Source organism: Phenylobacterium sp. 58.2.17, assembly GCF_026411515.1.
Lineage (GTDB): Bacteria > Pseudomonadota > Alphaproteobacteria > Caulobacterales > Caulobacteraceae > Phenylobacterium.
This window is the reverse complement of record NZ_JAPMTQ010000022.1, coordinates 1-25,927: the sequence shown is the minus strand read 5'-3', so window position 1 is coordinate 25,927 and position 25,927 is coordinate 1. Positions and strand designations below refer to the sequence as shown.

Below are 25,927 nucleotides of genomic sequence, written 5' to 3'. Positions count from 1 at the left end.
CTGGCCTCTCCCGCCCGCCGAGCATCGAGCCCCGGCGCAGCTTGACCGTACAGCGGATGGCGGCGCAGTTTCCATCCCAATGCAGAACGCCTTGCGGACTTTCGCCGGCTCGACCTTCGCCCACGTCGGCTTCGCCTTCCTGGCCATGGGCGGCTGGGCGCTCTACGCCAACGCCGGCCACGGCCTGGCCGCCGCCGCCCTGCCGGCGGCGGCGCAAGGCGCGCTCTCGGGCCTGATCACCCTGGTGCTCAAGCGGGCCCTGGAGGCGATGAGCCCGCGGTTTCCCGGCGCACTGGCCTATGTCGTTCCCCCGGCGATCACCGCCGCAGCGATCCTTGCCCTGCTGGTCGCCGTCCACACGCTGATCGGCACGCCCGAGATCGCCCGCACCATCGCCGTACCGTGGTCGGTCTCCACCTTCTACGCCATCGTCTACGCCGCGACCCTGGCGCGCGGCCAAGCCAAGGCTCCCTGATGACCGAAACGCCTGAGAACCGCCGCCCCCTGAAGTCGCGCGGGACCGGCTGGGCCCAGGGCCTGGCCGCGGGCCTGGCCAGGGCCGGCGCCAGCCCGGACATGATCTCGGCCGGCAGCATCATCTTCGCCCTGCTCGGCCTGCTGGCCTTCCTCACCGCGGCGGCCGGCGACCAGACCCCGTTCCATCGCGGCGCGCTGCTGATCGGGGCCGGGGTCTGCATCCAGCTGCGCCTGCTCTGCAACCTGCTCGACGGCATGGTGGCGGTCGAGCACGGCAAGGGAGGTCCGTCGGGGCCGATCTGGAACGAGCTGCCCGACCGCATCGCCGACGCCCTGTTCCTGGTCGGGGCCGGCTATTTCGCGGGTCTCGCCGGCTTCAGCCTCGGCGCCCCGCTCGGCTGGGCCGCCGCGGTGCTGGCCGTGCTCACCGCCTATGTCCGCGAGCTCGGCCGCGGCCTCGGCTTCCCGGCCGACTTCTCAGGGCCCATGGCCAAGCCGCACCGCATGGCCGCCCTCACCGCCACCTGCGCGCTGGCCGCCTTCGAGCCGCTGTGGGGCTGGAACGGCCAGAGCGTCGTCCTCGGCCTGCTGGTCATCGTCGCCGGCGCCGCCTGGACCGCCGCCCGCCGCACCCGCACCCTGGCGGGCCGCCTGGCGGCGCGGGACGCCTAGTGCCCGCACGACGAGATGCGATCGCCGCGCGCAACAACGCCGAATGGTGCGCGGCCGTGTGGAAGGCCCACGGCCTTACCGTCGGTCAACGCCATGCACGGGCGGCCGATCTCGGTGACCTCGTTCTACACGGCGGTGAACTGCGACGAAGGCGTCGTGCGGATCATGGGCGGAACCGTCTTCGGGCAAGACGCAACGATCGTCTCCCGGTTCAAGTCGGATTACCCCCCCCTCAAGCCGCAGTCTGGATCGCCAGGCTGGCGCCATCTGCGGCTGGTCTGCGCGGACACGGACCAGGAGCGCGCGCAGTTCGGAACCTTCGTCGGCGAAGCCAGCCTAGGCGAGGCCGTACAACGCTTTCGGCCGCAAGCTCCGACGACGGACTAGGAGAGCGCCCCGCTATGCGAATTCTGATGGTCTTCGAAGACCAATATGGCGGCCTGGTAAATCCAGACCTCGGAGACGCCGCCTGGCTGGTGGATTCGCCAGTCAACCGCTCCCTGGCGACCCGCGTCTGGACTGGCGCGGATGCTGGCTCGCAGGTCACCCTGTTTGACGCGACGATGGGTGAGCCAGGGGATGCGGACGCAATCGCCAGATTTGAGGACATCGATCTCCACCACCCTTCGTGGACAGAGATCGATGTGGTTGGGGTTCGACTGACACCGGCGCTGGAACAGGAGTTTCGCACACTCGGCATCAGGATTGCGGCCTGCGAGGCTGGCTTTGTCGCTAGGCGGTAAGCCCGCGCAAAGCCCGCCGCTCGACCAGCTCGTGCACGACGCCGCCCGGCGCGCGGAACGCGGCGTAGGCGAGACCCGCGTCGGCGTTCCAAGCCGGCTGCGCATGCAGGAACTCAACGCCCCTGGCGGCCAGCGCCGCCATCGCATCCTCGATCGCCTCGACCTCGAAGCTGATCACGCTGGCCGCGTCCGCCCCATGCTCGGCCTCCGGCGCCGGCCGCGCGCAGGCGAACACGTGCAGCGCCCGCCCGCTGAGATCGAACACCAGCTGGCTCTCGAACCGCTCGCGGAGGGCGAGGCCCAGCAGGTCGCGATAGAACGCCAGCGCGGCCTCCAGGTCAGGCGTCATTACCAGCGCCGGGCCGAGTTTCATCGTCGAGGCTCCACACAGATGCTCCCCCGCTGGGGGAGCTCCGGGCCGCATGGCCCGGTGAGGGGGACCATGACTCCGAAACGGCTCAAGCTGCGCAAGCCCCCTGAGCCGGCCTACGGCCGCCAGCTCCCCCAACGGGGGAGCATCTAGGCCGGCGTCTCATCTGGCCGCGGCGGCCGGGCATAGCTGATCCATTGAGGATCGCTGACGCCGAGCTTACGGTAGTTCCGCCTCGCCTCGGACAGCGACACGTCATTCGCGCCGCCGCGAAAATCCGGATCCCGCGATTGCACCTGATCGTCGGTCCAGCAGCAGACCGGACAGCCCTCATGTCCGTCCTCCCACGGGGAGAACTTCAAGGTCACGCACCCGCAGCAAGCGCAGGGCCACGACGGCGTCCTCTCGGTCTCGGCGGTCATTGTCCGAGACTACCGCGGGCCCCCGTCAACCCAAACCGTCATCCCGGTTTCGGCCGCCAGCCCCCTAGACCGGAACGTCCCCCGCCACCGTCGTGCGGTGCATGACCCGCAGGTGGCCGTCATAGCCGCCCTCGGCGAAGTGCACGGTGCAGCGGTTGTCCCACATCAGCAGCATCCCCTGCGTCCACTTGTGGCGATAGATGAACTGCTCCTGGGTCATGTGCTGGTAGAGGAAGCCGAGGATCGCGTGGCTTTCCTGGTAGGTCAGGCCCTCGATGCCGACGGTGTAGGTCGGGCTGACGAACAGCGCCTTGCGGCCGGTGACCGGATGGGTGCGGACCAGCGGGTGGGTCAGGGTCTTCTCGGCCTCGGTCGAAACGATGATCTGCATCGTCCGCGCCTCCGTCTCCTTGGCGTAGGCGCCCTGGGTGCCATAGGCGCGGGTCGCCGAGTGCACCGCCTGCAGCGGCGCCAGCAGCGCCTTCATGCCGTCCGAGAGCGCGTCATAGGCCCGTGCGCAGTCGGCGAACAGCGTGTCGCCGCCGACCGGCGGGGTGACTTCCGAGCGCAGCAGCGTCGCGGCGGGCGGCGCCTTCTGGAAGCTCCAGTCCGAGTGCCAGCCAGCCCCGAAGTTCTTGGACGTCTCGTCCGGCTCGCGGCGCAGCTCCAGCACGTTGGGATGGCCGGCCATCGGCTTGATGAACGGATCGACCCCGAACGGCCCGATCTGCAGGGTGAAGGCCTCCAGCGCCTCCAGGCTCAGCGGTTGGTCTGGAAAGGCCAGCAGCGCGTGCCGGGCCCAGGCGTCCTTGACCTGGCCCAGGGTCGCCGCGTCCAGCGGGCGCGACAGGTCCAGCCCGGTGACCTGCGCGCCGAAGCCGCTCGGCTGCGGGGTGACGGTGATCGGCTCGGCGAGCGTGGCGGCCATGGTCGTTTCCTCCTGATTGGCGAGCAGCCTACCCCCGGGAACTTGACCTCACACGCCGAAGTTTTGACATCGCGCGCCACGCCGCCTGCTTCCGGCGGTCTGCCCTGGCTCGCCCAATCGGTCTGCCCTGCGCCGCGGAATCCGGCTAAAGACGTCTGCCCTCCCCGGTCGACGCTACGTCATCCACAAACAGCCGTTTGCATCGCCCCCGTAACCTTGTAATCGAACCGCGCCATGACCTCTTTCGCCAATACGCAAGAAGACAAGCTCATCGCCCTGGTGCCGGACAAGAAGGTCTCGGTCCGCGAGACTTTCGGCGTCGACGTCGACATGACCGTCCCGGCGTTCTCCGAACGCGACGCTCACGTCCCGGACATCGACCCGGCCTACAAGTTCGACGCCGAGACGACCAAGGCCATCTGCGCCGGGTTCGCCTTTGACCGCCGCGTGATGGTCCAGGGCTATCACGGCACCGGCAAGTCGACCCACATCGAGCAGGTCGCCGCGCGCCTCAACTGGCCGCTGATCCGCGTCAACCTCGACAGCCACGTCTCGCGGATCGATCTGGTCGGCAAGGACGCCATCGTCCTGAAGGACGGCAAGCAGGTCACCGAATTCCGCGAGGGCATCCTGCCCTGGGCGATCCAGCGCCCGGTCGCGCTGGTGTTCGACGAATACGACGCCGGCCGTCCGGACGTGATGTTCGTCATCCAGCGCATCCTGGAGGCGCAGGGCAAGCTGACCCTGCTCGACCAGAACCGCGTCATCCGCCCGAACCCGTTCTTCCGGCTGTTCTCGACGACCAACACCATCGGTCTGGGCGACACCACCGGCCTCTATCACGGCACCCAGCAGATCAACCAAGGTCAGATGGACCGCTGGTCGATCGTCACCACGCTGAACTATCTGCCGCACGACGTCGAAGCCGAGATCGTGCTGGCCAAGTCGCCGCACTACGACACCGCCGAGGGCAAGCGCACCATCGCCGCGATGGTCCGCGTCGCCGACATGACCCGCAACGCCTTCATGAACGGCGACATCTCGACCGTCATGAGCCCGCGGACCGTGATCACCTGGGCCCAGAACGCCGAGATCTTCGGCGGCGACCTGGCCTTCGCCTTCCGCCTGACCTTCCTGAACAAGTGCGACGAGCTCGAGCGCGGCACCGTGGCCGAGTTCTTCCAGCGCGCGTTCGGCCAGGACCTGCCGGAAAGCACCGCCCGCGTCCGCGTGGCCTGACGACCGCTCCGACTGGGGCGGGATGTCGCAGACCTCCCGCCCGGTCGGCGCGATTCACCATTTGCTAGCGCGGCGCGGGCGACACCTTGGGGGAACCAGGTGTCGTGTGTCGTGTGATCAGATCGAGTCTCGCCCGTAACCGGCGCGCCATCAGCCGGATTGTCGCCTTCTCCTCGGCGGTGCTGCTGATCGTGGCGGCCGGTTGCCTGGGCCTGATCTTCTACACCGCCAGCGTCGTCGACCGCGCCCACATGGACGAGGAACGGGCGCTGATCTCGAACTACCTGCGCGAGCGCGAGCACGAGATGGTCGGCCAGGTGATCTCGGCCTCGATCTGGGACGACGCCTACCAGAAGCTCAGCCGCGACGTCGACGCCGAGTGGGCCGACCTCTACGTCGGCAGCTACTTCGAAACCTACATGCGCCATGCCGCCTCCTTCGTGCTCGATGAGGCGGACCAGCCGGTCTACGCCTGGCGCGACGGCGCCCGCGCCGGCGAGCGCCAGGCCGCCGCCTTCCTGCGCGAGACCGCGCCGCTGGTCGCCAAGGTGCGCGAGGTGGAGACCCTGCGCGGCGCGGCCCGCAACCGCGGCATCGGCGGCTCGATCACCCGCACCGGGGTCATCAGCGTCGGCGGCGAGCTCTACTTGGCCGCGGTGACCAACATCGTGCCCGAGACCCCGGCGATCAATTCGCGCGGCGCGCCCGACCGGCTGCTGATCTCGGCCCGCCGCATTGACGCGGCCCTGCTGCAGGACATCGCCCAGGCCATGCGGGTCTCGGACGTGCGGCTGTTGGCCTGGAACCGCGCCATCCCGGCCAGCGTGCAGCTGCACGGCCCCGACGGGACGCCGATCGCGGCGGTGGCCTGGACCAGCAGCCATCCCGGCGACGCCGTGCTGCGCCAGATCGCGCCGCTGTTCGCCCTCGGCATGGTCGCGCTGCTGATCTCGGCCCTGCTGCTCGCCGCCCGCGTCCATCGGGTGTTCGGCGAGATCGACCGCAACGACCTGGTCCTGCGCCAGACCATGGAAGACCTGGTCCGCGCCCGCGACGAGGCCGCCGCCGCCAGCATCGCCAAGTCGCAGTTCGTCGCCAATATGAGCCACGAGATCCGCACCCCGCTGAACGGCATCCTCGGCATGACCCAGATCCTGTCGCGCGAGGACCTGACGCCCGACCAGCGCCGCCAGCTCGACGTGGTCCGCGAGAGCGGCCAGACCCTGCTGGTGCTGCTGAACGACATCCTCGACATGTCGAAGATCGAGGCCGGCCGCCTGCAGCTCGACGCCCACGAGTTCGACCTCGGCCAGGCCGTGCACATCGCCTGCGCCCCCTTCGCGGCCCTGGCCGGCCAGAAGGCGGTCGACTTCCGGTTCGAACTCGATCCCGCCGCCGACGGCGTCTGGTGCGGCGACGGCGTGCGCCTGCGCCAGGTCGTCGCCAACCTGGTCTCCAACGCCGTGAAGTTCACCACCGCCGGCGAGGTCGCCGTCCACGTCCGGCGCGAGCCGGCGGGCGTGCGCATCACCGTCGCCGACACCGGCATCGGCATTCCCGCCGACCGCATGCACGACCTCTTCGACAAGTTCATCCAGGTCGACGCCTCCACCACCCGGCGCTACGGCGGCACGGGCCTCGGCCTGGCGATCAGCCACGAGCTGGCCGCGCTGATGGGCGGCGAACTCACCGTCGAGAGCGTCCTGGGCGAGGGCTCGGTCTTCACCCTGGCGGTGCCGCTGCAATGGCGCGCCGCGGCCCTGGCCCCGGTCGCGCCGCTGCCGCCGGCCCAGGTCCGCATCGCCCGCCCCGACGCCCGCGCCCGCATCCTGGCGGCCGAGGACAACCTGACCAACCAGCTGATCCTGCGCGCCATGCTGGAGCCGTTCCCCATCGACCTGACCATCGTCGGCGACGGCGCCCAGGCGGTGGAGGCGTTCTTCGAGGGCGACTTCCAGCTGATCCTGATGGACGGCCAGATGCCGGTGATGAACGGCGTCGAGGCCACCGCCGCCATCCGCCGCCTGGAAAGCGAACGCGACCTGCCGCCGATCCCGATCCTGGCGCTGTCGGCCAACGTCATGCACCACCAGGTGGCCGAATACCTCGCCGCGGGCATGAACGGCTTCGTGCCCAAGCCGATCGAGATCGCCCACCTGCTCGACGCCATCGACCGGGCCCTCGACACCCGCCTGGCCGCCGAACAGCGCGTCGCCTAGGAAGCCTGGACCCCGACCGGCGTTATGCGCATTCTCCCCCGCATTACGAAGACCAGATTTTCAGGTGGGGAAACATGTCCAGGATCACGCTCGCGGCCGCAGCCGCCGGCCTGCTTTTCAGCGCCTTCGCCGTCCCGGCCGCCGCCCAGGCGCCGGCCGCAGCGGAGCATAACGACTATTCGAAGTCCCAGAACTGGCTGTGCTGGCCCGGCCGCGCCGACGCCTGCGCGATCGACAACACCGCCACCGTGATCCAGGCCGACGGCTCCATGGCCAAAGAGGTCTGGAAGCCCGATCCCGCCGCCCCGATCGACTGCTTCTACGTCTATCCGACCGTCTCCAACGATCCGGGCGTGTTCTCCGACATGACCCCCAACGCCGAGGAGCGCCGCGTCGTCGAGCAGCAGCTCGCCCGCTTCGGCTCCAAGTGCCGGATCTACGCGCCGATGTACCGGCAGGTGACTCTGACCACCCTGCGCGCGCGCATGGCGCCCGGCGCCAAGCCGCCGGCCGGCCCGATCCCGACCACCAACTACGACGACGTCGCCGACGCCTGGAACTACTACCTGACGCACGAGAACAAGGGCCGCGGCGTCGTGCTGATCGGCCACTCGCAGGGCGCGGGCCTGCTGACCGAGCTGATCGCCAAGCAGATCGACGGCAAGCCCGTCCAGCAGCAGCTGGTCTCGGCCCTGCTGCTCGGAACCAACCTGCCGATCCTCAAGGGCCAGGACGTCGGGACCTTCAAATCGATCCCGCTCTGCAGGAGCCCGAGCCAGACCGGCTGCGCCGTGGCCTATGTCAGCTTCCGCGAGACCTCGCCGCCGCCCAAGGGCAGCCGCTTCGGCGTCCCGCGCGAGCCGAACCCGGCCATGCAGGCGGCCTGCGTCAACCCGGCCGCGCTGGGCGGCGGCGCGGGCGAGCTGCACGCCTACCTGTCCTCGGGCGCGATGATCGCCGCGGAGTCGGCCGCCCCGCCGGCCTGGACCAAGGACGCCGCCAAGGTCACGACGCCGTTCGTCTCGGTCCCTGGCCTGCTGACCGGCCAGTGCGTTTCCAAGGACGGCTTCGACTACCTCTCGGTCCGTATCAACGCCGACCCCAACGATCCGCGCACCGACGACATCGCCGGCGACGTCAAGGTCGGCCCCATCGTGCTCAAGGACTGGGGGCTGCACCTGATCGACGTCAACCTCGCCATGGGCGACCTGGTCGATCTCGTCGGCGCCCAGTCCCAGGCCTATCTGGCCAGGAAGTAGAGCGCCTTGTCTCCTCCCCCATCATGATGGGGGAGGAAATTGGCCCCCCGGTCAGACTATCCGCCGGTGATCTTCCGCCCGGCCATGAAGCCGAGCACCAGGAACAGCACGAAGCCGACCAGGAACACGAAGAACAGGATCTTGGCGATGCCGGCCGCTGCGCCGGCGATCCCGCCAAAGCCCAGGGCGCCGGCGATCAGCGCCACCACCGCAAAAATCAAAGCCCACTTAAGCATCAGAGCGCCTCCTTGACTGTGGAGGGCAACGCCCATGCCCGGCGCCCGTTCCGGTCGCGTCGGTAGACCAGGTTCGCCTCCGGAGAGAACGCCGATTTGCCGCTTGCGCGCGTGTAATCGCCAGGAGTAATCCACCTCTAATTGAAACTTAGCTGTTTCTCTCCGGGGATTCTCAATGAAGAAAATGATGCTGGCGCTTGCCGCCAGCGCGGCGCTGATCGCGCCCGTGTCGGCTCAGGCCGCCGCCGTAATCAGCGGCTCGGTGGCCGGGCCCGATAGTACCTTCACCATCGACATGCTGTTCCAGAACGACCTGTCCTCGACGCTGAACATCACCTCCATGAGCATCGACGGCGGTTCGGCGACGCCTGTCGCGCTGCTCTGGGACAGCCTGAGCTACATCGGTCCCGCGGGGGCCACGGTGGGCCTGAGCGGCGTCGACACCTCGGTGCTGACCTTCACCTTCGGCGGCGACGGCTGGAATCCGGGCGAGAGCTTCAGGGTGCACGGGGTCGACCCTGACGCCGTCGATGACCCGTTCTATGGGGCGACCGTGCTGAGTCTGCTGGGAACCAAGGTCACGTTTGGGTTCAGCGACTCCAGCAGCAAGGTCTTCAGCTTCGTCGACGACGCCGCGGAAGGCGCGGGCCTGAAGCTGAACGTGTCGTCGGCCGTGCCCGAACCTGCGACCTGGGCGATGATGATCGCCGGCTTCGGCATGGTCGGCTCGCTGATCCGACGTCGCCGGACGGCTGTCCTCGCGGCCTGATCGGACCGCAAGACCGTCCCCCAAAAGGGCCTCGCCTCCGGCGGGGCCCTTTTTTTCGCGCCGCTAGTTCGACTCCAGCTTGTCGCGGACCCGGTCGTGGATCTCGGCCGCCGCCGGGGTCAGCGCCTCGCCGAAATCTTCCATCTCGTAGAACGGCCGAATCTCGATCTCGCTCGGGCCCGGCATCGGGTTGGGGCAGCGCTTCACCCAGGCCACCGCCTCGTCCATGTCCTTGACCTCCCACAGCCAGTAGCCGGCGACGATCTCCTTGGTCTCGGTGAACGGCCCGTCGATCACCGCCCGCTTGTCGCCGTCGAACGCCACCCGCTTGCCCTTGGACGAGGGCTGCAGCCCGTCGCCGCCCTTCATGATCCCGGCCTCGACCAGCAGTTCGTTGTACCGGCCCATCGCCTCCAACAGCTCGCTGGACGGCATCGCTCCGGCTTCGCTGTCGACCGTCGCCTTCACCAGAACCATCACGCGCATCGTCTTTCCTCCTCGGCTGGGCCCCCGCGGCCCGATCGACCCTAGGACGAACCACGACGCCGCAAACCGACAACCGACATCCACGCGCAGCAATTTCCGCTGCTGCGCTGTAGTCTGTGTCCGCCCGGCCCTCCGACGGCGGGCGCTGGGAGACGCGCCATAGAACCGATCCTTAACCTCGCCGTGGCCCTGGGCGTCGGGCTGCTGATCGGCGCCGAGCGCGAGCGCCGCAAGCAGGAACGTCCCTCGCCGTCGGCGGCCGGCATCCGCACCTTCACCGTCGCGACCCTGGCCGGCGCCGTCGCCTTGCTGGTCGGCGGCGTCGTGTTGCTGGCGGTCGTCGCCGCCGCTACGGCGGCCTTCGCCGCGCTCGCCTACTGGCGGGCCCAGGGCGAGGACGATCCTGGCGTCACCACCGAAATCGCCCTGGTGCTGGCGGTGCTGGTCGGCGCCCTGGCCGTGCCCCAGCCGATGATCGCCGCAGGGGTCGGGGTGGTCGTGGCGATCCTGCTCGCCGCCCGCACGCCGCTGCACCATTTCGTCGGCTCGGTGCTGACCGGGGACGAGGTGCGCAGCGGCCTGCTGCTGGCCGGCGCCACCCTGGTCGTGCTGCCGCTGCTGCCCGACGAGGGCATGGGCCCCTACCAGGCGCTGAACCCACGCTCGATCTGGCTGGTGGTGATCCTGCTGCTGGCGATCAGCGCCGCGGGCCATGTCGCCATCCGCATGCTCGGCGTGCGCTTCGGCCTGCCGCTGGCCGGCCTCGCCGGCGGCTTTGTGTCCAGCACCGCGACCATCGGGGCGATGTCGGCGCGCGCGGGCAAGGCGCCCGGCCTGCTGGCCGGCGCGGTGGCCGGGGCCGTGCTCTCGACCGTCGCCACCATCGTGCAGTTGGCCGTGCTGCTCGCCGCCCTCAGCCCGCCGACCCTGCGCGCCATGGCTGCGCCGCTCGCCTGCGCCGGCCTGGCCGCCGGGGCCTACGGTGCGCTGTTCACCCTCAAGGCGTTCCGCCAGCCCCCCGACGAGGAGCATGCCGACCCAGGCCAGGCCTTCAGCCTGACCAGCGCCCTGACCTTCGCCGGCATGCTGGCGGTCATTCTGGTGGTCTCGGCCGCGCTCAGCGACCGGTTCGGCGGGGCCGGCGCGGCGGTGGGCGCCGCGGCCGCCGGCCTGGTCGACGCCCACGCGGCGGCGATCTCCATGGCCTCGCTGGTCGCTTCCGGCCACCTGGACCCGCGCGCTTCGGTGCTGCCCATCCTGCTCGGCCTGACCAGCAACACCCTGACCAAGGTGGTGTTCGCCATGTCCGGCGGCCAGCGCGCCTTCGTCTGGCGGGTCGTACCAGGCCTGCTGCTGGTCGCCGCCGCCGCCTGGCTCGGGTCCCTGGGCCAGGCCGCGCTCGGATGGTGAGGCCGCCCGCGGCCCGCCTTCCCAAACGTCACCGTCTCTTTCCCCTTGGGCGACGCGGACCGTCGTTCTAAATGACATGCCATGGCCAAGAACCCGGAAAGCCCCGTCGAGCCCTTCAAGCGCGCCCTGGCCCACGCCGCGCGTTCGCTGGCTGAGAAGCCGGACCTGGAAATCGTCTATTCGGGCGAGGGCCCGCAGCTGTCCGGCAACCGCGCCGTGCTGCCGCACCCGCCCCGCGACCTGACGCCGGCAGACGCCGCGCGCATCCGCGGCCTGGCCGACCAGATGGCCTTGCGCCTGGCGCACCATGACGTCGCCGCCCACGCCAAGGGCCGGCCGGCCTCGGCGCTCGGCGCCCCGGTCTATGACGCCCTGGAGCAGGCCCGCATCGAGGCCATCGGCGCCAACGCCCTGGGCGGGGTGAAGGAGAACCTGCGCGCGGTCCACGAGCACGCCTGGGCCAAGAAGCCGCTCAACCAGCTCGAAGCCCTGGCCAACCCGCCGATGGCCGACGTCGTCGCCCTGCTGGCCCGCGAGCGGATGACCGGCGAGCCGCCGCCCGCCATGGCCAAGCCCCTGGTCGACCTGTTCCGCGCCGAGGTGGAGAGCAAGGCCGGCGCCGACCTCGACCGCCTGGTCGAGGCGGCCGACGACCAGAAGGCCTTCGCCAAGATCGCCCGGACCATCCTGCGCGACCTCTCGATGGGCGACGATCTGACCGACGCCCCCGACCAGGCCGACGACGAGGAAGGCGACAGCGAGGACGGCGAGGCTGAATCGCAGGACGACGGCGACGAGGGCGAAGGCGAAGGCGCTTCGCCCCAGCAGACCTCGATGGACGAAAACGAGGCGACCCATCGCGAGAGCGAGGACGCCGACAGCCAGATGATGCAGGCGGAGGACGATCCCAACGCCGAGGACACCGACGAGCCGCCGGAGATGGGCGAGGGCGAGCAGCCCGCCCGCCCCGACCTCAAGGGCGACGCCAAGGTCGCCACCTACAAGGTGTTCACCACCGCCCACGACGAAGTCGTCGCCGCCGAGGAGCTCTGCGACGCCGAGGAGCTGACCCGCCTGCGGGCCTATCTCGACCAGCAGCTGGCCAGCCTCTCCAGCGTGGTCTCGCGCCTGGCCAACAAGCTGCAGCGCAAGCTGATGGCCCAGCAGAACCGCTCGTGGAGCTTCGACCTCGAGGAGGGCATCCTCGACACCGCGCGCCTGACGCGGGTGATCACCGACCCGACCGCCTCGCTGGCCTTCAAGGAGGAGGAGGACACCGAGTTCCGCGACACGGTGGTCACCATCCTGATCGACAATTCCGGCTCGATGCGCGGGCGGCCGATCATGGTCGCGGCGGTCTGCGCCGACATCCTGGCCCGCACGCTCGAGCGCTGCGGGGTCAAGACCGAGATCCTCGGCTTCACTACCCGCGCCTGGAAGGGCGGCTCCTCGCGCGAGGACTGGCTGAAGGCCGGCAAGCCGGCCCAGCCGGGCCGCCTGAACGACCTGCGCCACATCATCTACAAGGCCGCCGACGCCCCGTGGCGGCGCGCCCGCCGCAACCTCGGCCTGATGATGCGCGAGGGCCTCCTGAAGGAGAACATCGACGGCGAGGCGCTGATGTGGGCGCACCAGCGGCTGATCGGCCGCCCCGAGGCGCGCCGCATCCTGATGGTCATCTCCGACGGCGCCCCGGTCGACGACTCGACCCTGTCGGTGAACTCCGGCCACTACCTCGAACGCCACCTGCGCGACGTGATCGCCGAGATCGAGAACAAGAGCCCGGTGCAACTGATCGCCATCGGCATCGGCCACGACGTCACCCGCTACTATCGCCGGGCCGTCACCATCGTCGACGTCGAGCAACTGGCAGGGGTCATCGTCGACCAGCTGGCCGAGCTGTTCGACGAGGAGATCCGCAAGGTCACCCGCAAGACCGCCGGCCTCCTGGCCCCGCCGCCGAGCACGCAGGGGCCCCAAGGCGGCCCCGCCCGCCGCTCGACCTTCAAGGAAGTCCGCAGGGCCGTGGCATAGACGTCGAACGCTCCCTCGCCCCCTTGGGGGAGAGGGTTGGGGTGAGGGGGTCTACGGCGCCCGCCGCAAAGCGCCGCTCCGCGCCGCCGCCCCTCACCCTGCCCCCTCCCCGCAAACGGGGAGAGGAAGCCTTGGGCGCAGGAAAGCACGCCGCCACCGCTTGACCTCTATCGTACTTCCCTCCTCATTGTGCACACGCCGCGATCGAGGGGGATGGTGACCATGCGACGTTGGATTCCGACGGCCCTCGCCGCCCTGACCCTCGCCGCCTGCGCCCAGCAGGCCCCGGCCCTGCCGAGCGCGCCGCGGCCCGCCGGCCCGGCCATCGCCGTCGCCGCCGCGCCGGTCCCGCTGAACCCGGCCGATCCGGCGCAGGACCGCATCGGCGACTTCCGCTACGCCGGAGGCCTGGTGCTGTCCTCGGCCGACACCGCCCGCTTCCACGGCCTCTCGGACATGGCGATCCGCAATGGCGTCGACCTGACCGCGGTCAGCGACGAGGGCGATCTCCTCAAGGCGCGCCTGGTGCTCGACAAGGGCCGGCTGGTCGGCCTGGAGGGCGCCCGGATCAGCGCCCTGCCCGGCCTCGACGGCAAGCCTCTGCAGGGCAAGCTTGAATCCGATTCCGAGGGCATGGCTCTGCTCGCCAGTGGCGACATGCTGATCAGCTTCGAGCAGCGCCATCGCATCTGGCTCTACCCCGCCGACGGCTCCCCGCCGCGCGAGGCGCCGGCCCCCGACGCCAGCTTCCCGGCCAATGGCGGCATGGAGGCCCTCGGCCCTGCCCCCGACCTCGGTCCCGACGTCTACCTCGCCGGCGGCGAGACAAGCGGCCAGACCTGGACCTGCCGCCTGTCGGCCGGCTGCACGGCCGGACCGGTCATCGCCAAGCCGCTGGAGTTCGGCCTCGTCGCGCTCACCCGCCTGCCGCAGGGCCGCACCGCCTGGCTGCTGCGCGCCTGGGACCCGGTGCGCGGCAACCGCGTCATCCTGACCATCCAGGACGCCCAGGGCGCCGAGGTCGGCCGCCTCGACCTGGCCCGGCCCCTCACCATCGACAATTTCGAGGCCCTCGCCGCGGTCCCGGCCAAGGACGGCGCGGTGCGCTTCTACCTCCTGTCGGACGACAACTTCCAAAGCAGCCAGCGCACCCTGCTGCTGGCCTTCGACTGGACGCCCGCGCGGTCCTGATCGTCAGCTTCCTGCAGGCCCGCGACGAAAACCTGCCGATCGCGGCCTATCGGCAGGTTCATCGGCGTCCTATCGGCGAAATCCGGCCCTACCGGCAGGTTCGCCGATCGCCGTGCCGATAGCGCTACGGCTGCTCGGGAACCCAAACGAAGCCGTCGCCCTGCGCCTTCACCCGGCCCAGGCCCGGATAGGGAAAGTGCACCGCATAGAGCCGCAGGTTCTGGTCGGCCGCCTTCTGCAGCAGGGCCCGGCGGCTGGCCTGGGCGGCCGGCGCCTCGCCGTCATAGGCGATGGTCCAGTCCGGCTTGGCGACCGAGATCACGAAGTGATGCGCCGTATCGCCGATATAGAGCAGCCGCTCCTGGCCCGAGGCGATCTCGTAGGCGCTGTGGCCCGGCGTGTGTCCCTTGACCTCGACCGCGCTCACCAGCCCCGGCAGCAGCACCGCCCCGGGTTGGAAGGCCGCGACCTTGGGGGTCATGGCCTTGACCAGCGCCGCGCGGCGCGGCTCGGCCTGCATCGCCGCCCATTCCGGGGCCGAGATGTGGATCGTCGCGTTCGGGAACGCCAAGGCCCCGTCCGCCGTGGTCAGGCCGCCCATGTGGTCGTCGTGACTGTGGGAAATGAAGATATCGGTGACCTGGGCCGGCTCGACGCCGGCGGCCCGCAGCGAGTCGTTCAGCTTGCCGCCCTCGGCGAAATCGACCCGCGCGGCGCCGGTGTCGAACAGCAGGACCTTGCCCTCGCCGCGGACCAGCAGCGGCTGGAGGCTGAGATCGAGCGAGTCGTCGGGCCGGCCGGCGGCCTTCAGCACGGCCGCGACCTCGCTCGGCGGACGACCGATACCAAAGGTCTTGCCGTCGTTGGCGACCTTGATGTTCCCGTCGAACAACGCCGCGGCGTCGAGAGCGCCGATCTTGAAGGCGACCGGCGCTGCGGCGGCCGCGGTCGGCGCCGGCTTCGGCGGCGCGGCCGGTTCGCTTTTCGGGGAGCAGGCGGCGAGCGTAGCGAGCGCTGCGATTGCGACGAGGGACTTGGCGACGGCCATGGCGAACTCCGATGTGGAGCCCGACCCTAGCGCGGGTTGCGCCGAAACGAAAAAGGCCGCCCCGGAGGGCGGCCCTTCGAACCCTGGAGAGAGCTCGTAGACTTAGGCGGCGGCCTGGCTGGCCAGCTTGGCCTTGACCTGACGCTTGATCTTCAGAGCGCGCGGCGACAGCTGCTCGTCACGGGCGCCCGTGAGGAACACGTCCAGGCCGCCCTTGAAGTCCAGGGTGCGCAGCGCAGCGTTGCTGACGCGCAGCTTGAAGGACTGGCCAAGCGCGTCCGACTGGAGCGTGGCGGGCGACAGGGCCGGCAGGAAGCGGCGCTTCGTCTTGATGTTCGAGTGGCTGACGTTGTGGCCGACCATGGGACCGACACCGGTAAGTTCGCAACGACGCGACATGGCTGTATGACCTACGCGAGAAAGGGATGGGCGGCGGGCGGACCCGCGCCAAGGAGCGGGCGATATAGTCGAAGGGGCCCGGCGGCGTCAAGGCGGAGCCGGCATTTGACTGCTCCAGGCCGTCAGAAAAGTGACTCCCGGCTCCAGCGGCGGCCAAGCCGCGTTGTGGCTCAATGACCAGGCGATACAATAGCTTGTAGGGAACAAAGATGGAATCGCGCGGAGTCGCCGATTCGGTCACCCTTCGTTTCGCCGGCGTTCCCACGGCGGGTTAACCTTAGAACGCCGTTCGCTGAACAAACAAAAGCCCCGCACGCGGACGCGCGGGGCTTTCGAGTCTGCGGCTCGGTCCGTCCGTTAGGACAGGACCACCAGCACGACGCGGCGGTTGGCCATGCGGCCTTCGCGCGTGTCGTTGGGCGCGACCGGCTCGTCTTCGCCATAGGCGATGGTGGCGATCCGGTTCAGGGCCACGCCCTGCTTGTTCAGGTAGCGACGAACAGTCTCGGCGCGATCCTGGGCCAGGCGCATGTTGCCTTCCGGCGAACCGGTGGCGTCGGTGTGGCCTTGCACTTCGACGTAGACGTTCTTGTTCTCGCTCTTCAGCTGCTCGGCGAAGGCCGACAGCCGCGACTCGGCTTCCGGCGACAGCGTCGACTTGCCGAGCGGGAACTTCAGCGCGTCGTCCGACATCACCACCGAGTACATGAACTTGCCCTCGGCCAGCTTGCCGGCCGCGGTGGCGCGGTCCAGGGCTTCGCGCGAGGTGCGGTCCAGTTCGCCCAGGCGGGTCTCATGGTTGGCGACCTTGCCGTCGACCACCGCGACCTGCTCGTTGACGAACTTCTTGGTGGCGCAGCCGCCGAGGCCGAGCGTGCCAATGGCGAGCGCGCTCAACACCACGGCGCGAGTTTTTGTAGCGATCATCTTCTTACGACCTCTCCCGTCGTTTCTGTTTCTAAGTCTGGACGCTTTCGAACACGCCCTGGTGTGCCAAGGGTTTCCCCGCATGAAACGGGCAGACTTCGGCGTCCGTAACGGCCGTAGCGGCGCATGGTTGCCAAGCGTTATGGCGACGTTCCGTCGCACCCTGGCCGATCGGCCAGGGTACAGGCGGATCAGGTCGATCCCTGACCCGCGGCGCCCAAGCCAGCGGCGGCCGCGCCGGAATTGGGAACTACGGCCGCGGTCGCGGCCTTAACGGCAAGGCCGCTGGCGAACAGAGCAGGTTGCGGACCGTCGCGCGACAATCTACTAACTGACCAGTCAGTTATTTAAGGCGAGACCGATGCTCCCCGCCGGACGGCCGAAATTCAAGCGTCGCAAGGCCGAACGCCCCGAAGAGATCGTCGCTGCGGCGATGGAGGTTTTCGCCGAGAAGGGCTTCGCCGCCGCGCGACTGGACGACATCGCCGCCCGCGCCGGAGTCTCCAAGGGCGCGCTCTATCTCTACTTCGAGACCAAGGAAGACCTCTTCCGGGCGGTGATCGAACAGGGCCTCGCCCCCAATCTCGGCCGCATGCAGGCCGCGCTGGTCGAACACCGTGGCGCGTTCCCTGAGTTGCTACGCGCCTTCGCCGCAATCGCTGTGGGCATAGCGACGGACACGCCGGTCGGCGGCATCGCCAAGATGGTGATCGGCGAGTCGCGGAACTTCCCCGAACTGGCCCGCGCCTGGCGCGAACGCATGGTCGAACCCGCCCTCGGCGCGATGAGCGGAGCCATCGCCGCGGCCCAGGCGCGCGGCGAGCTGCGCGCCGGCGACCCGCGCCACGCCGCGATCTCGCTGGTCTCGCCGATGTTGCTGGGCGTCATCTGGCGCGAGACCTTCGTCCCGGTCGGCGCCGAGCCGCTCGACATCCCGACCCTGGCCCAGCAGCACGTGGAGCTTTGGCTCCGCGGCATGCGCCCTGACGCAGGAGCCGCCGCATGAGGCAACGCCTTCTGGTCATCGGCCTGCTGGTCGCCGCGGCCGTGCTGATCGCGGTGTTGTGGGCCTCCCCCAAGCTGCATCGCTCGCCCGTGCTGTCGGGCTATGTCGAGGGCGAAGCGCTGTACATGGCCTCGCCCGTCGCCGGCCGGGTCGACCAGATGCTGGTCCAACGGGGCGACCGGGTCGCCGCGGGCCAAAAGCTGTTCGTAGTCGACCCCTCGCAGCTGCAGGGCGCACGCGACCAGGCCAGCGCCGAGGTCGCCGCCGCCCAGGCCCAGGCCGCCGACGCCCGCAAGGGCCAGCGGCCTGTCGAGCTGGCGGTCTTCGACGCCAATGTCGCCGCCGCCGAGGCCAATGCCCGGGACGCGGCCTCGGCCCTGCGCCGCATCCGCCCGCTGGTGGAGAAAGGCATCTACGCCAAGGCCCGGCTTGACGACGCCCAGGCCGCCTATGACGCCGCCGCCGCCCAGGTCGCCGCCGCGCGCAAGCAGCGGCAGGCCGCCGCCCTCGGCGCGCGGGAGGATCAGGTCCGCGCCGCCGACAGCCGGGTGGCCCAGGCCGGCGCTGCGCTGAGCGCCGCCCAAGCCCGGCTCTCCGACGTCGCGCCCCTGGCCCCCGGCGCGGCGCAGGTCGAGGACGTCTTCTTCCAGACCGGCGAGTGGGCCGCCGCCAACCAGCCGGTCCTGGCCCTGCTGCCGGACGAGCGCATCAAGGTCCGCTTCTTCGTGCCCCAGGCCGACATCTCGACCTACAGGGTCGGCTCGGTGGTCAAATTCTCCTGCGACGGCTGCCCGGCCGGGCTGAGCGCCAAGGTCAGCTACATCAGCCCGCGGCCGGAGTTCACGCCGCCGGTGATCTACAGCCGCGAGGCCCGCGACCGCATGGTGTTCCTGGTCGAGGCGGTCCCCTCGGCCCGGCTCAATCCCGGTCAGCCGGTCGACGTCCAGCCGCTGGAGCCCGCGAAGTGACCCTGGCCATCGACGTCCGCGGGCTGAACAAGAGCTTCGGCGACAAGCACGTCGTCCAGGACGTCTCGCTGCAGGTCGAGGAAGGCAAGATCTGCGGCTTCCTCGGCCCCAACGGCTCGGGCAAGACCACCACCCTGCGGATGCTCTGCGGCCTGCTCACCCCCGACAGCGGCGAGGGCACGGCGCTCGGCCTCGACATCATCACCCAGGCCAACCTGATCAAGCGCCGCGCCGGCTACATGACCCAGAAGTTCTCGCTCTACGAGGACCTGACCATCGAGGAGAACCTGCAGTTCTCCGCCCGCATCCACAGCCTCGACCACCGCAAGCAGCGCGTCGACCAGGCGCTGGAGCGGCTGGGCCTGATCGAGCGCCGCGGCCAGCTGGCCGGCTCACTGTCGGGCGGCTGGAAACAGCGCCTGGCGCTCGCCACCGCCACCCTGCACGAGCCCAAGCTGCTGCTGCTGGACGAGCCGACCGCCGGCGTCGACCCCAAGGCCCGGCGCACCTTCTGGGACGAGATCCATGCCCTGTCGGCCGAGGGCCTGACCGTGCTGGTCTCCACCCACTACATGGACGAGGCCGAACGCTGTCACGAGATCGCCTACATCAGCTACGGCCGGCTGATCGCCCGCGGCACGGCCGAGGAGGTGATCGCGAGCACCCACCTGATCACCTTCAACGGCGAGGGGCCGGGTATCGACCGGCTGTCGGTGGAGATCGGCAATCTGCCCGGCGTCGACATGGCCGCGCCCTTCGGCCAGTCGCTGCACGTTTCGGGAACCGACCGCGCCGCGCTGGAGTCCGCCCTCGCCCCCTATCGCCGCGCACCGTTCAGGTGGAGCGAGGTCGAGCCCAGCCTGGAGGACGTCTTCATCCGCCTGATGGAGACCTCGGAGGACAACTTCCGATGAGGACGCCCGACGGCATTTCCTCGCCCCGTTCACGGGGGAGGAAATGGTCATGAATGACTTCTCGGTGGGCCGCGTGCTGGCGGTGATGATCAAGGAGTTCAAGCAGCTCACCCGCGACAAGCTCACCTACGCCATGATGCTGGCCCTTCCGGTCGTCCAGCTGCTGCTGTTCGGCTACGCGATCAATTCCGAGCCGCGCCACCTGCCGACCGCCCTGCTCGTGCAGGAAGACAGCGTCTTCGCCCGCTCGATCACCGCGGCCCTGAAGAACAGCGCCTATTTCGACCTGGTGGCCCAGGCGCGCACGCCGACTGAACTCGACGAGATGGTCCGCCGCGGCGAGGTGCAATTCGCGCTCACCATTCCCGGCGACTTCACCCGCCGCGTCGCCCGCGGCGACCAGGCCCAGATTCTGGTCGACGTCGACGCCACCGACCCGTCGGCGACCGGCGCGGCGGTCGCCGCCCTCGCCGCCCTGCCCCAGCAGGCGCTGGCCCACGACCTGAAGGGCGCGCTCGCCGCCCGCGGCCAGGTCGCGCCGCCGTTCGAGGTGATCGTCCACCGGCGCTACAACCCCGAGGCCATCACCGCCTACAACATCGTTCCCGGCCTGCTGGGGATCATCCTGTCGATGACCCTGGTGATGATGACCGCGCTGTCGGTCACCCGCGAGGCCGAGCGCGGAACGATGGAAAGCCTGCTGGCCACGCCGGTCGAACCGATCGAGGTGATGGCCGGCAAGCTCGCCCCCTATGTCTTTGTCGGCCTGGTCCAGACCGCGATCATCCTGCTGCTGGCTCGGTTCCTGTTCGACGTGCCGATGATGGGCGGGTGGCTCGGCCTGTCGCTGGGCGTGGCCCTCTTCATCGTCGGCTCGCTGGCCCTGGGCTTCCTGATGTCGACGGTCGCCCGCACTCAGCTGCAGGCCATGCAGATGAGCGTGTTCTACATCCTGCCCTCGATCCTGCTCTCGGGCTTCATGTTCCCGTTCCGCGGCATGCCGCCCTGGGCCCAGGCGATCGGCGAGATCGTGCCCGTCACCCACTTCCTGCGGGTGGTGCGCGGGGCGCTGCTGAAGGGCCAGGGCATCGAGGACATGTGGCGCGAACTCTTGGCCCTGACCGCCTTCGTCTGCGTGGTCACCGCCCTGGCCATGGCCCGCTATCGCCGCACCCTGGATTGATCGAGCGGGCGCGGCGCCAGATTAGCGCGATTTAACGGGAACCCTTGCCTGCGGCGGTGTAACTGGTGCTGCAAAGTTACAGTTACGGGGGATCCCATGCATAACCGTCGCCAGCTCCTGGCGAGCGCCGCCGCGTTCGGCGTCGCCGCCGCCGCGCCCAAGCTCGCCCTCGCCGCCGCGCCGACCGGCGAAGCGGCCAAGATGTACGCCTTCTTCGACAAGGCTATGGCCCAGACCTTCCGGCGCTCGCCGGAACTGCCGACCGCGCTCGGCATCGACAAGGGCGACCTGGCCTGGACCAAGTCCGAACTGTCGGACTTCTCGCTGACCGCGCTCGCCGAGAACAAGGCCAACACCACCCGCGACCTCAAGGACCTGCGCAGCCTCGACCGCAAGCAGCTGAAGGGCATGGACGCGGTCAACTACGACACCGTCGAGTTCGTGCTGGCGGTGCAGGACGAGGCCAACCGTCGCTTCCAGTACGGCGGCCAGGGCGTCAACTCGCCCTACGTGATCTCGCAGCTGACCGGCGCCTACCAGCAGATGCCGGACTTCCTCGACACCCAGCACCGGATCGAGGCCAAGGACGACGCCGACGCCTATCTTTCCCGGATGGAAGCCTTCGGCCGCCTTCTCGACCAGGAGGCCGACGTGGTCCGCCATGACGTCGGCCTCGGCGTCACCCCGCCCGACTTCGTGCTCGACAAATCCATCACCCAGCTCAAGGCGTTCCTGGCCTACGAGCCCGAGAAGGCGCCGCTGGTCGCCAGCCTCGTGCGCCGGACGAAGGACAAGAACATCGAGGGCGACTGGGCCGGTCAGGCGCAGGGCCTCTATGCCGAGAAGGTCCGTCCTGCCCTGGCCCGCCAGCTGGCCCTGCTGGAAGGCCTGCGCCCGAAGGCCGTGCACGACGCCGGCTGCTGGCGCCTGCCCGACGGCGATGAGTACTACCGCCTGGGCCTGCGCAACTACACGACCTCGAACATCACACCGGACGAGGTGCACAAGACCGGCCTCGAGCTGGTCGCCAGCCTGGGCGCCGAGGCTGACGCCCTCATGAAGAAGGCCGGCTACACCAAGGGCACGGTCGGCGAGCGCTACCGCGCCATGGCCGAGGATCCCAAGCAGGTCTACCCGAACACCGACGCCGGCAAGGAAGAGCTGCTGGCCAAGCTCAACGAGCAGGTGAAGATCATCGAGGGCAAGTTGCCGCAGTGGTTCGGCCAACTGCCCAAGGCGCCGCTGGAAATCCGCCGCGTGCCCCCGGCCACCGAGGCCGGCGCCCCGGGCGGCTACTACTTCTCGCCGAGCCTCGATGGCACGCGGCCCGGCATCTACTGGATCAATCTGCGCGACACCGCCGAGGTGCCGGCCTGGACCCTGCCGACCCTGACCTATCACGAGGGTCTGCCGGGCCACCATCTGCAGCTCGCGCTCAACAACGAGGCCGGCGACCTGCCGCTGATCCGCAAGGTGATCGGCTTCTCCGGCTACAGCGAGGGCTGGGCGCTCTACGCCGAGCAGCTGGCGGTCGAGATGGGCATGTACGACAACGACGTCCTCGGCCACATCGGCATGATCCACGACGCCATGTTCCGCGCCGTCCGCCTGGTGGTCGATAGCGGCATGCACCACAAGCGCTGGAGCCGCGAGCAGGCGGTGAAGTATTTCGTCGACAACATCGGCGACGCCGAGGCCAGCGCCATCACCGAGGTCGAGCGCTACTGCGTCTGGCCGGGCCAGGCCTGCAGCTACATGGTCGGCAAGATCACCTGGATGGACGCGCGCGCGCGGGCCAAGAAGGCGCTGGGCCGCAAGTTCGACATCCGCAAGTTCCACGACGCGGGCCTGCTCTCGGGCGGCACCCCGCTGACGGTCCTCGACCAGGTTATCGACAACTACATCGCCTCGGCGAAGTAAGGGTCCAAGCTCCGGCGGCGGCTCACGTCGCCGCCGGGCTAGCGCCCAATACCAATCTTTGGTAACATTGAGCCATGGGCAAGAACACCTCCATCAGCCTCGGCGAGCACTTCTCGGCATTCATCGAGATGGAAGTCGCCAAGGGGCGCTACGCTTCGGCCAGCGAAGTCGTGCGCGCGAGCCTGCGCCTTCTGGAGGAGCGCGAGGCCCAGGTTGAAGCCCTCCGCCTCGCCCTGATCGAGGGCGAAGCGAGCGGCCCTTCCACGCCCTTCGATTTCGACGCATTCATCGCCGCCAAGCGCGCCTAGACCATCCATGGCCCCGTACATCCTTTCGCCCAAGGCGAAGGCCGACCTTAGCGCGATCTGGGACTACGGCGCCGAGCGCTGGTGCGCCGAGCGCGCCACGGACTACATTCGCGACATCCAACGAGCGATCGAGCACGCAGCAGCCCATCCGCTCCGGGGCCGTGCATGCGACGAGGTTCGAGCCGGCTACTTCAAGGTCTCGGTCGGCTCCCATCTCCTGTTCTATCGGCTCGTCGACGACGTACTCGATGTGGTCCGGGTGCTTCACCAGCGGATGGACGTCGGTCGGCATCTTTAGCCCCGCTTGCCGCGCAGCGATTCCCGCCCCACCTTCAGTTCATGAGCGCGCGTCTGTCGGACTTTGGCCCGCCCAAGTTGGTGGCGGTGCTCGGGCCGACCAATACCGGCAAGACCCACCTGGCCGTCGAGCGGATGCTCGGCCATGCCAGCGGCATGATCGGCCTGCCGTTGCGGCTGTTGGCGCGTGAAATCTACGACCGCATCGTCAAGCTGCGCGGCCCCTCCTGCGTCGCCCTGATCACCGGCGAGGAGAAGATCGTTCCGGCCCGCGCGCAGTATTTCGTCTGCACGGTCGAAGCCATGCCGCTGAGCCGCCAGGTCGAGTTCCTGGCCGTCGACGAGATTCAGCTCTGCGCCGACCCCGAGCGCGGCCATATCTTCACTCACCGGCTGCTGCACGCCCGCGGCCGGTTCGAGACCATGTTCATGGGCGCCGGGACGATGGCCCCGCTGATCCGCCGGCTGCTGCCCGACGCCGAGATCGTCACCCGTGAGCGGTTCTCGCGCCTGACCTATTCCGGCCCCAAGAAGCTGACCCGCCTGCCGCGCCGCTCGGCCGTGGTCGCGTTCTCGGCCGACCAGGTCTACGCCATCGCCGAGCTGATCCGCCGCCAGCGCGGCGGGGCCGCGGTGGTCATGGGCTCGCTGAGCCCGCGCACCCGCAACGCCCAGGTCGCGCTCTACCAGTCCGGCGAGGTCGATTTCCTGGTCGCCACCGACGCCATCGGCATGGGCCTGAACATGGACGTCGACCATGTGGCCTTCGCCGGCCTGCGCAAGTTCGACGGCAAGCGCACCCGCTTCCTGCATCCGCCCGAGGTCGGTCAGATCGCCGGCCGCGCCGGCCGCTTCACCCGCGACGGCACCTTCGGGGTCACCGGCGAGTGCGAGGACATGGACGCCGACCTGATCGAGGCGGTCGAGCAGCATCACTTCGAAGCCGTCACCGCCGCCGAGTGGCGCAACGCCGCCCTCGACTTCTCATCGCTCAAGGCGCTTTCGCACTCGCTGGCCGCACCGCCGGCCCAGCCAGGCCTGAAGCTCTCGGCCGAGGCGCTGGACGAGAAAACGCTGCGCGCCCTGGCCGACGAGCCGGAGGTGATCGACCGCACCCTGCGCGACCGCTCGGCCCTGACCCGGCTGTGGGACGTCTGCCAGACGCCGGATTTCCGCAAGACCTCGAGCGAGGAGCACATCCGGCTGGTGCGCGAGTTCTTCGGCTGGCTGACCAGCCGTAACCGCAAGGTCCCGGAGGACTGGATCGCCGGGCAGTACAAGCACCTGGACCGCACCGACGGCGAAATCGACACGCTGGCCGCCCGGCTCGCCAGCGTGCGGACCCTGGCCTATGTCGCCAACCGCCCCGACTGGCTGGCCGATCCCGGCGGCTGGCAGGGCAAGACCCGGCTGCTGGAGGATCGGCTCTCCGACACCCTGCACGAGAAGCTGATGGCGAGGTTCGTCGACCGCCGGACCAGCGTTTTGATGCGGGCGCTGCACGTGCGCGGAGACGTGCTGGCCGGCGTCGCCGCCGACGGCGTCGTCACCGTCGAAGGCCAGTATGTCGGCAAGCTCAGCGGGGTGGCCTTCGAGCCCGCCCAAGGATCCTCGGTGATCGAGGAAAAGGCGCTGCGCGCCGCCGCCGTCACCGCCGTCGCCCCCGAGATCGCCAAGCGCCTGGGCCAGTTGTCGGCCGAGCCGGACGAAGCGTTTTCCTTCACCCCCGACGGCGTCGTGCTCTGGCGCGGCGAAGCGGCCGGCGCCTTCTCCGGCGGCACGCCGTTCACGCCGCGCGTGCGGCTCTACGGCGAGCTCGGCCCCGCCCAGGCCCGCGAGCGCGCGGCGCGGCGGCTGGAGGCCTTCCTCGCCGCCGAGGCCGCCCGCAAGCTGGGGGCGCTGCGCAAGCTCGAGGCGGCGGTCACCAGCGGCAAGATCAAGGGCCTGGCGCGCGGGCTCGCCTATCGGCTGATCGAGGCCGGCGGCGTGCTCGACCGCGCCCTGGTCCGCACCGAGGCCAAGGCCCTCAGCCAGGTCGAGCGGCGGATGCTCAAGTCGCTCGGCGTGCGGCTGGGAGCCTTCAGCCTCTATCTGCCGGCGCTGCTGCGGCCCCAGGCCCTGGCCTTCGCCCAGGGTTTCGTGCCGCGTGAGGGACGACCGGTCGCGGGACGCCTCGACGGGCCGGTTCCCGAGCCGCGGGTCCTCTCCGCCTTCGGCCTTCGCGCCGTCGGCCGCCACGCCGTGCCGGTCGAGACTCTGGAGCGCCTCGACGCTCTGCTGCGCGCCGCGCCCAAGGCCGGCCTGCTGTCCGATCAGGCCCGCGAGGAGCTCGGCTGGAGCGAGGCCGACGCCCGCGAGATCATGCGCGCCCTCGGCTTCGCCCCCATCACCAAGCCCAAGGACGGCGAGCCGCTGGTCTGGCGCCGTCGCGGCGAAAAGCCCCGGCCCGAGGCCGCCGCGCCGCCGCCGGCGAACTCGCCGTTCGCCGCCCTGGCCGCGCTG

General features: G+C 69.8%; 26 protein-coding genes and 1 pseudogene. 19 read left to right on the top strand and 8 right to left on the bottom strand.

Annotated elements, in window-relative coordinates; all coding sequences use genetic code 11:
• The first annotated feature begins 91 nt into the window (after positions 1 to 91).
• The 4 genes from OUA97_RS14335 to OUA97_RS14320 all read left to right on the top strand — a co-directional run bounded on the left by OUA97_RS14335 (position 92) and on the right by OUA97_RS14320 (position 1,892).
• Positions 92 to 475 (top strand): hypothetical protein, encoded by a 384-nt coding sequence (locus OUA97_RS14335; RefSeq protein ID WP_267232620.1) that lies wholly within the window; start codon positions 92 to 94, stop codon positions 473 to 475.
• Positions 475 to 1,149, top strand: a complete 675-nt coding sequence (locus OUA97_RS14330; RefSeq protein ID WP_267232619.1) for a CDP-alcohol phosphatidyltransferase family protein — start codon at positions 475 to 477, stop codon at positions 1,147 to 1,149. The genes OUA97_RS14335 and OUA97_RS14330 overlap by 1 nt, the downstream gene beginning before the upstream one ends.
• Before the next feature lie 93 nt (positions 1,150 to 1,242).
• A complete protein-coding gene (locus OUA97_RS14325) occupies positions 1,243 to 1,536 on the top strand; it encodes a hypothetical protein (protein ID WP_267232617.1) in 294 nt (97 codons plus the stop codon).
• Between the two features lie 14 nt (positions 1,537 to 1,550).
• Positions 1,551 to 1,892, top strand: a complete 342-nt coding sequence (locus OUA97_RS14320) for a hypothetical protein (protein ID WP_267232616.1) — start codon at positions 1,551 to 1,553, stop codon at positions 1,890 to 1,892.
• On the opposite strand, the gene OUA97_RS14315 is transcribed toward OUA97_RS14320, so the two are convergent.
• The 3 genes from OUA97_RS14315 to OUA97_RS14305 form a co-directional block, all read right to left on the bottom strand.
• Positions 1,882 to 2,265 (bottom strand): VOC family protein, encoded by a 384-nt coding sequence (locus OUA97_RS14315; protein ID WP_267232614.1) that lies wholly within the window; start codon positions 2,263 to 2,265, stop codon positions 1,882 to 1,884. The genes OUA97_RS14320 and OUA97_RS14315 overlap by 11 nt on opposite strands.
• 146 nt (positions 2,266 to 2,411) lie before the next feature.
• Complete coding sequence (locus tag OUA97_RS14310) at positions 2,412 to 2,684, bottom strand: CPCC family cysteine-rich protein (RefSeq protein WP_267232613.1); 273 nt, start codon at positions 2,682 to 2,684, stop codon at positions 2,412 to 2,414.
• A gap of 64 nt (positions 2,685 to 2,748) precedes the next feature.
• Positions 2,749 to 3,612 (bottom strand): TauD/TfdA dioxygenase family protein, encoded by an 864-nt coding sequence (locus OUA97_RS14305; protein ID WP_267232612.1) that lies wholly within the window; start codon positions 3,610 to 3,612, stop codon positions 2,749 to 2,751.
• A 234-nt stretch (positions 3,613 to 3,846) separates the two neighbouring features.
• Here OUA97_RS14305 and cobS point away from each other — a divergent pair, with 234 nt between their 5' ends.
• The 3 genes from cobS to OUA97_RS14290 all read left to right on the top strand — a co-directional run bounded on the left by cobS (position 3,847) and on the right by OUA97_RS14290 (position 8,329).
• Entirely contained in the window at positions 3,847 to 4,851 is a 1,005-nt protein-coding gene (cobS, locus tag OUA97_RS14300) for a cobaltochelatase subunit CobS (protein ID WP_183773105.1), read from the top strand.
• A 113-nt stretch (positions 4,852 to 4,964) separates the two neighbouring features.
• A complete protein-coding gene (locus tag OUA97_RS14295; protein ID WP_267232611.1) occupies positions 4,965 to 7,070 on the top strand; it encodes a hybrid sensor histidine kinase/response regulator in 2,106 nt (701 codons plus the stop codon).
• A gap of 74 nt (positions 7,071 to 7,144) precedes the next feature.
• Positions 7,145 to 8,329 carry a DUF3089 domain-containing protein gene (locus tag OUA97_RS14290; protein WP_267232610.1) on the top strand — a complete coding sequence of 395 codons (1,185 nt, stop codon included), beginning with the start codon at positions 7,145 to 7,147 and terminating at the stop codon, positions 8,327 to 8,329.
• Between the two features lie 56 nt (positions 8,330 to 8,385).
• Here OUA97_RS14290 and OUA97_RS14285 read toward each other — a convergent pair whose 3' ends face one another.
• A complete protein-coding gene (locus OUA97_RS14285; RefSeq protein ID WP_267232609.1) occupies positions 8,386 to 8,565 on the bottom strand; it encodes a DUF1328 domain-containing protein in 180 nt (59 codons plus the stop codon).
• A 661-nt stretch (positions 8,566 to 9,226) separates the two neighbouring features.
• On the opposite strand from OUA97_RS14285, the pseudogene OUA97_RS23460 reads away from it, so the two are divergent.
• Positions 9,227 to 9,334 (top strand): annotated as a pseudogene (locus OUA97_RS23460) (PEPxxWA-CTERM sorting domain-containing protein); the annotation flags it as partial.
• Between the two features lie 63 nt (positions 9,335 to 9,397).
• Here OUA97_RS23460 and OUA97_RS14275 read toward each other — a convergent pair.
• Positions 9,398 to 9,820 (bottom strand): YciI family protein, encoded by a 423-nt coding sequence (locus OUA97_RS14275; RefSeq protein WP_267232607.1) that lies wholly within the window; start codon positions 9,818 to 9,820, stop codon positions 9,398 to 9,400.
• Positions 9,821 to 10,003: 183 nt separating this feature from the next.
• On the opposite strand from OUA97_RS14275, the gene OUA97_RS14270 reads away from it, so the two are divergent.
• From OUA97_RS14270 to OUA97_RS14260, 3 genes are all read left to right on the top strand, one after another.
• Complete coding sequence (locus tag OUA97_RS14270; RefSeq protein WP_267232606.1) at positions 10,004 to 11,230, top strand: MgtC/SapB family protein; 1,227 nt, start codon at positions 10,004 to 10,006, stop codon at positions 11,228 to 11,230.
• Between the two features lie 81 nt (positions 11,231 to 11,311).
• Positions 11,312 to 13,264: a cobaltochelatase subunit CobT gene (gene cobT, locus OUA97_RS14265; RefSeq protein WP_267232605.1), complete on the top strand. Its 1,953-nt coding sequence runs from the start codon at positions 11,312 to 11,314 to the stop codon at positions 13,262 to 13,264.
• A 222-nt stretch (positions 13,265 to 13,486) separates the two neighbouring features.
• Positions 13,487 to 14,455, top strand: coding sequence for an esterase-like activity of phytase family protein (locus tag OUA97_RS14260; RefSeq protein WP_267232603.1), 969 nt, complete (start codon positions 13,487 to 13,489; stop codon positions 14,453 to 14,455).
• Positions 14,456 to 14,579: 124 nt separating this feature from the next.
• On the opposite strand, the gene OUA97_RS14255 is transcribed toward OUA97_RS14260, so the two are convergent.
• From OUA97_RS14255 to OUA97_RS14245, 3 genes are all read right to left on the bottom strand, one after another.
• A complete protein-coding gene (locus tag OUA97_RS14255; RefSeq protein WP_267232601.1) occupies positions 14,580 to 15,503 on the bottom strand; it encodes an MBL fold metallo-hydrolase in 924 nt (307 codons plus the stop codon).
• 102 nt (positions 15,504 to 15,605) lie between these two features.
• A complete protein-coding gene (gene rpmB, locus OUA97_RS14250) occupies positions 15,606 to 15,902 on the bottom strand; it encodes a 50S ribosomal protein L28 (RefSeq protein WP_267232600.1) in 297 nt (98 codons plus the stop codon).
• A 357-nt stretch (positions 15,903 to 16,259) separates the two neighbouring features.
• Positions 16,260 to 16,829, bottom strand: coding sequence for an OmpA family protein (locus OUA97_RS14245; RefSeq protein WP_267232599.1), 570 nt, complete (start codon positions 16,827 to 16,829; stop codon positions 16,260 to 16,262).
• Between the two features lie 361 nt (positions 16,830 to 17,190).
• Here OUA97_RS14245 and OUA97_RS14240 point away from each other — a divergent pair, with 361 nt between their 5' ends.
• From OUA97_RS14240 to OUA97_RS14205, 8 genes are all read left to right on the top strand, one after another.
• The gene (locus OUA97_RS14240; RefSeq protein WP_267232598.1) at positions 17,191 to 17,835 is read left to right on the top strand and encodes a TetR/AcrR family transcriptional regulator; all 645 of its coding nucleotides are present in this window, start codon (positions 17,191 to 17,193) and stop codon (positions 17,833 to 17,835) included.
• Entirely contained in the window at positions 17,832 to 18,803 is a 972-nt protein-coding gene (locus tag OUA97_RS14235) for an HlyD family secretion protein (protein ID WP_267232597.1), read from the top strand. The genes OUA97_RS14240 and OUA97_RS14235 overlap by 4 nt, the downstream gene beginning before the upstream one ends.
• The gene (locus tag OUA97_RS14230; protein WP_267232596.1) at positions 18,800 to 19,717 is read left to right on the top strand and encodes an ABC transporter ATP-binding protein; all 918 of its coding nucleotides are present in this window, start codon (positions 18,800 to 18,802) and stop codon (positions 19,715 to 19,717) included. Before OUA97_RS14235 ends, OUA97_RS14230 begins: the two co-directional genes overlap by 4 nt.
• A gap of 49 nt (positions 19,718 to 19,766) precedes the next feature.
• Positions 19,767 to 20,900: an ABC transporter permease gene (locus tag OUA97_RS14225; protein WP_267232595.1), complete on the top strand. Its 1,134-nt coding sequence runs from the start codon at positions 19,767 to 19,769 to the stop codon at positions 20,898 to 20,900.
• 96 nt (positions 20,901 to 20,996) lie between these two features.
• Entirely contained in the window at positions 20,997 to 22,820 is a 1,824-nt protein-coding gene (locus OUA97_RS14220) for a DUF885 domain-containing protein (protein WP_267232594.1), read from the top strand.
• 74 nt (positions 22,821 to 22,894) lie between these two features.
• Entirely contained in the window at positions 22,895 to 23,128 is a 234-nt protein-coding gene (locus OUA97_RS14215; protein ID WP_267232593.1) for a type II toxin-antitoxin system ParD family antitoxin, read from the top strand.
• A 7-nt stretch (positions 23,129 to 23,135) separates the two neighbouring features.
• Complete coding sequence (locus OUA97_RS14210) at positions 23,136 to 23,426, top strand: type II toxin-antitoxin system RelE/ParE family toxin (protein WP_267232592.1); 291 nt, start codon at positions 23,136 to 23,138, stop codon at positions 23,424 to 23,426.
• A gap of 41 nt (positions 23,427 to 23,467) precedes the next feature.
• On the top strand, positions 23,468 to 25,927 hold a 2,460-nt coding region (locus OUA97_RS14205), incomplete at its 3' end, for a helicase-related protein (RefSeq protein WP_267232591.1).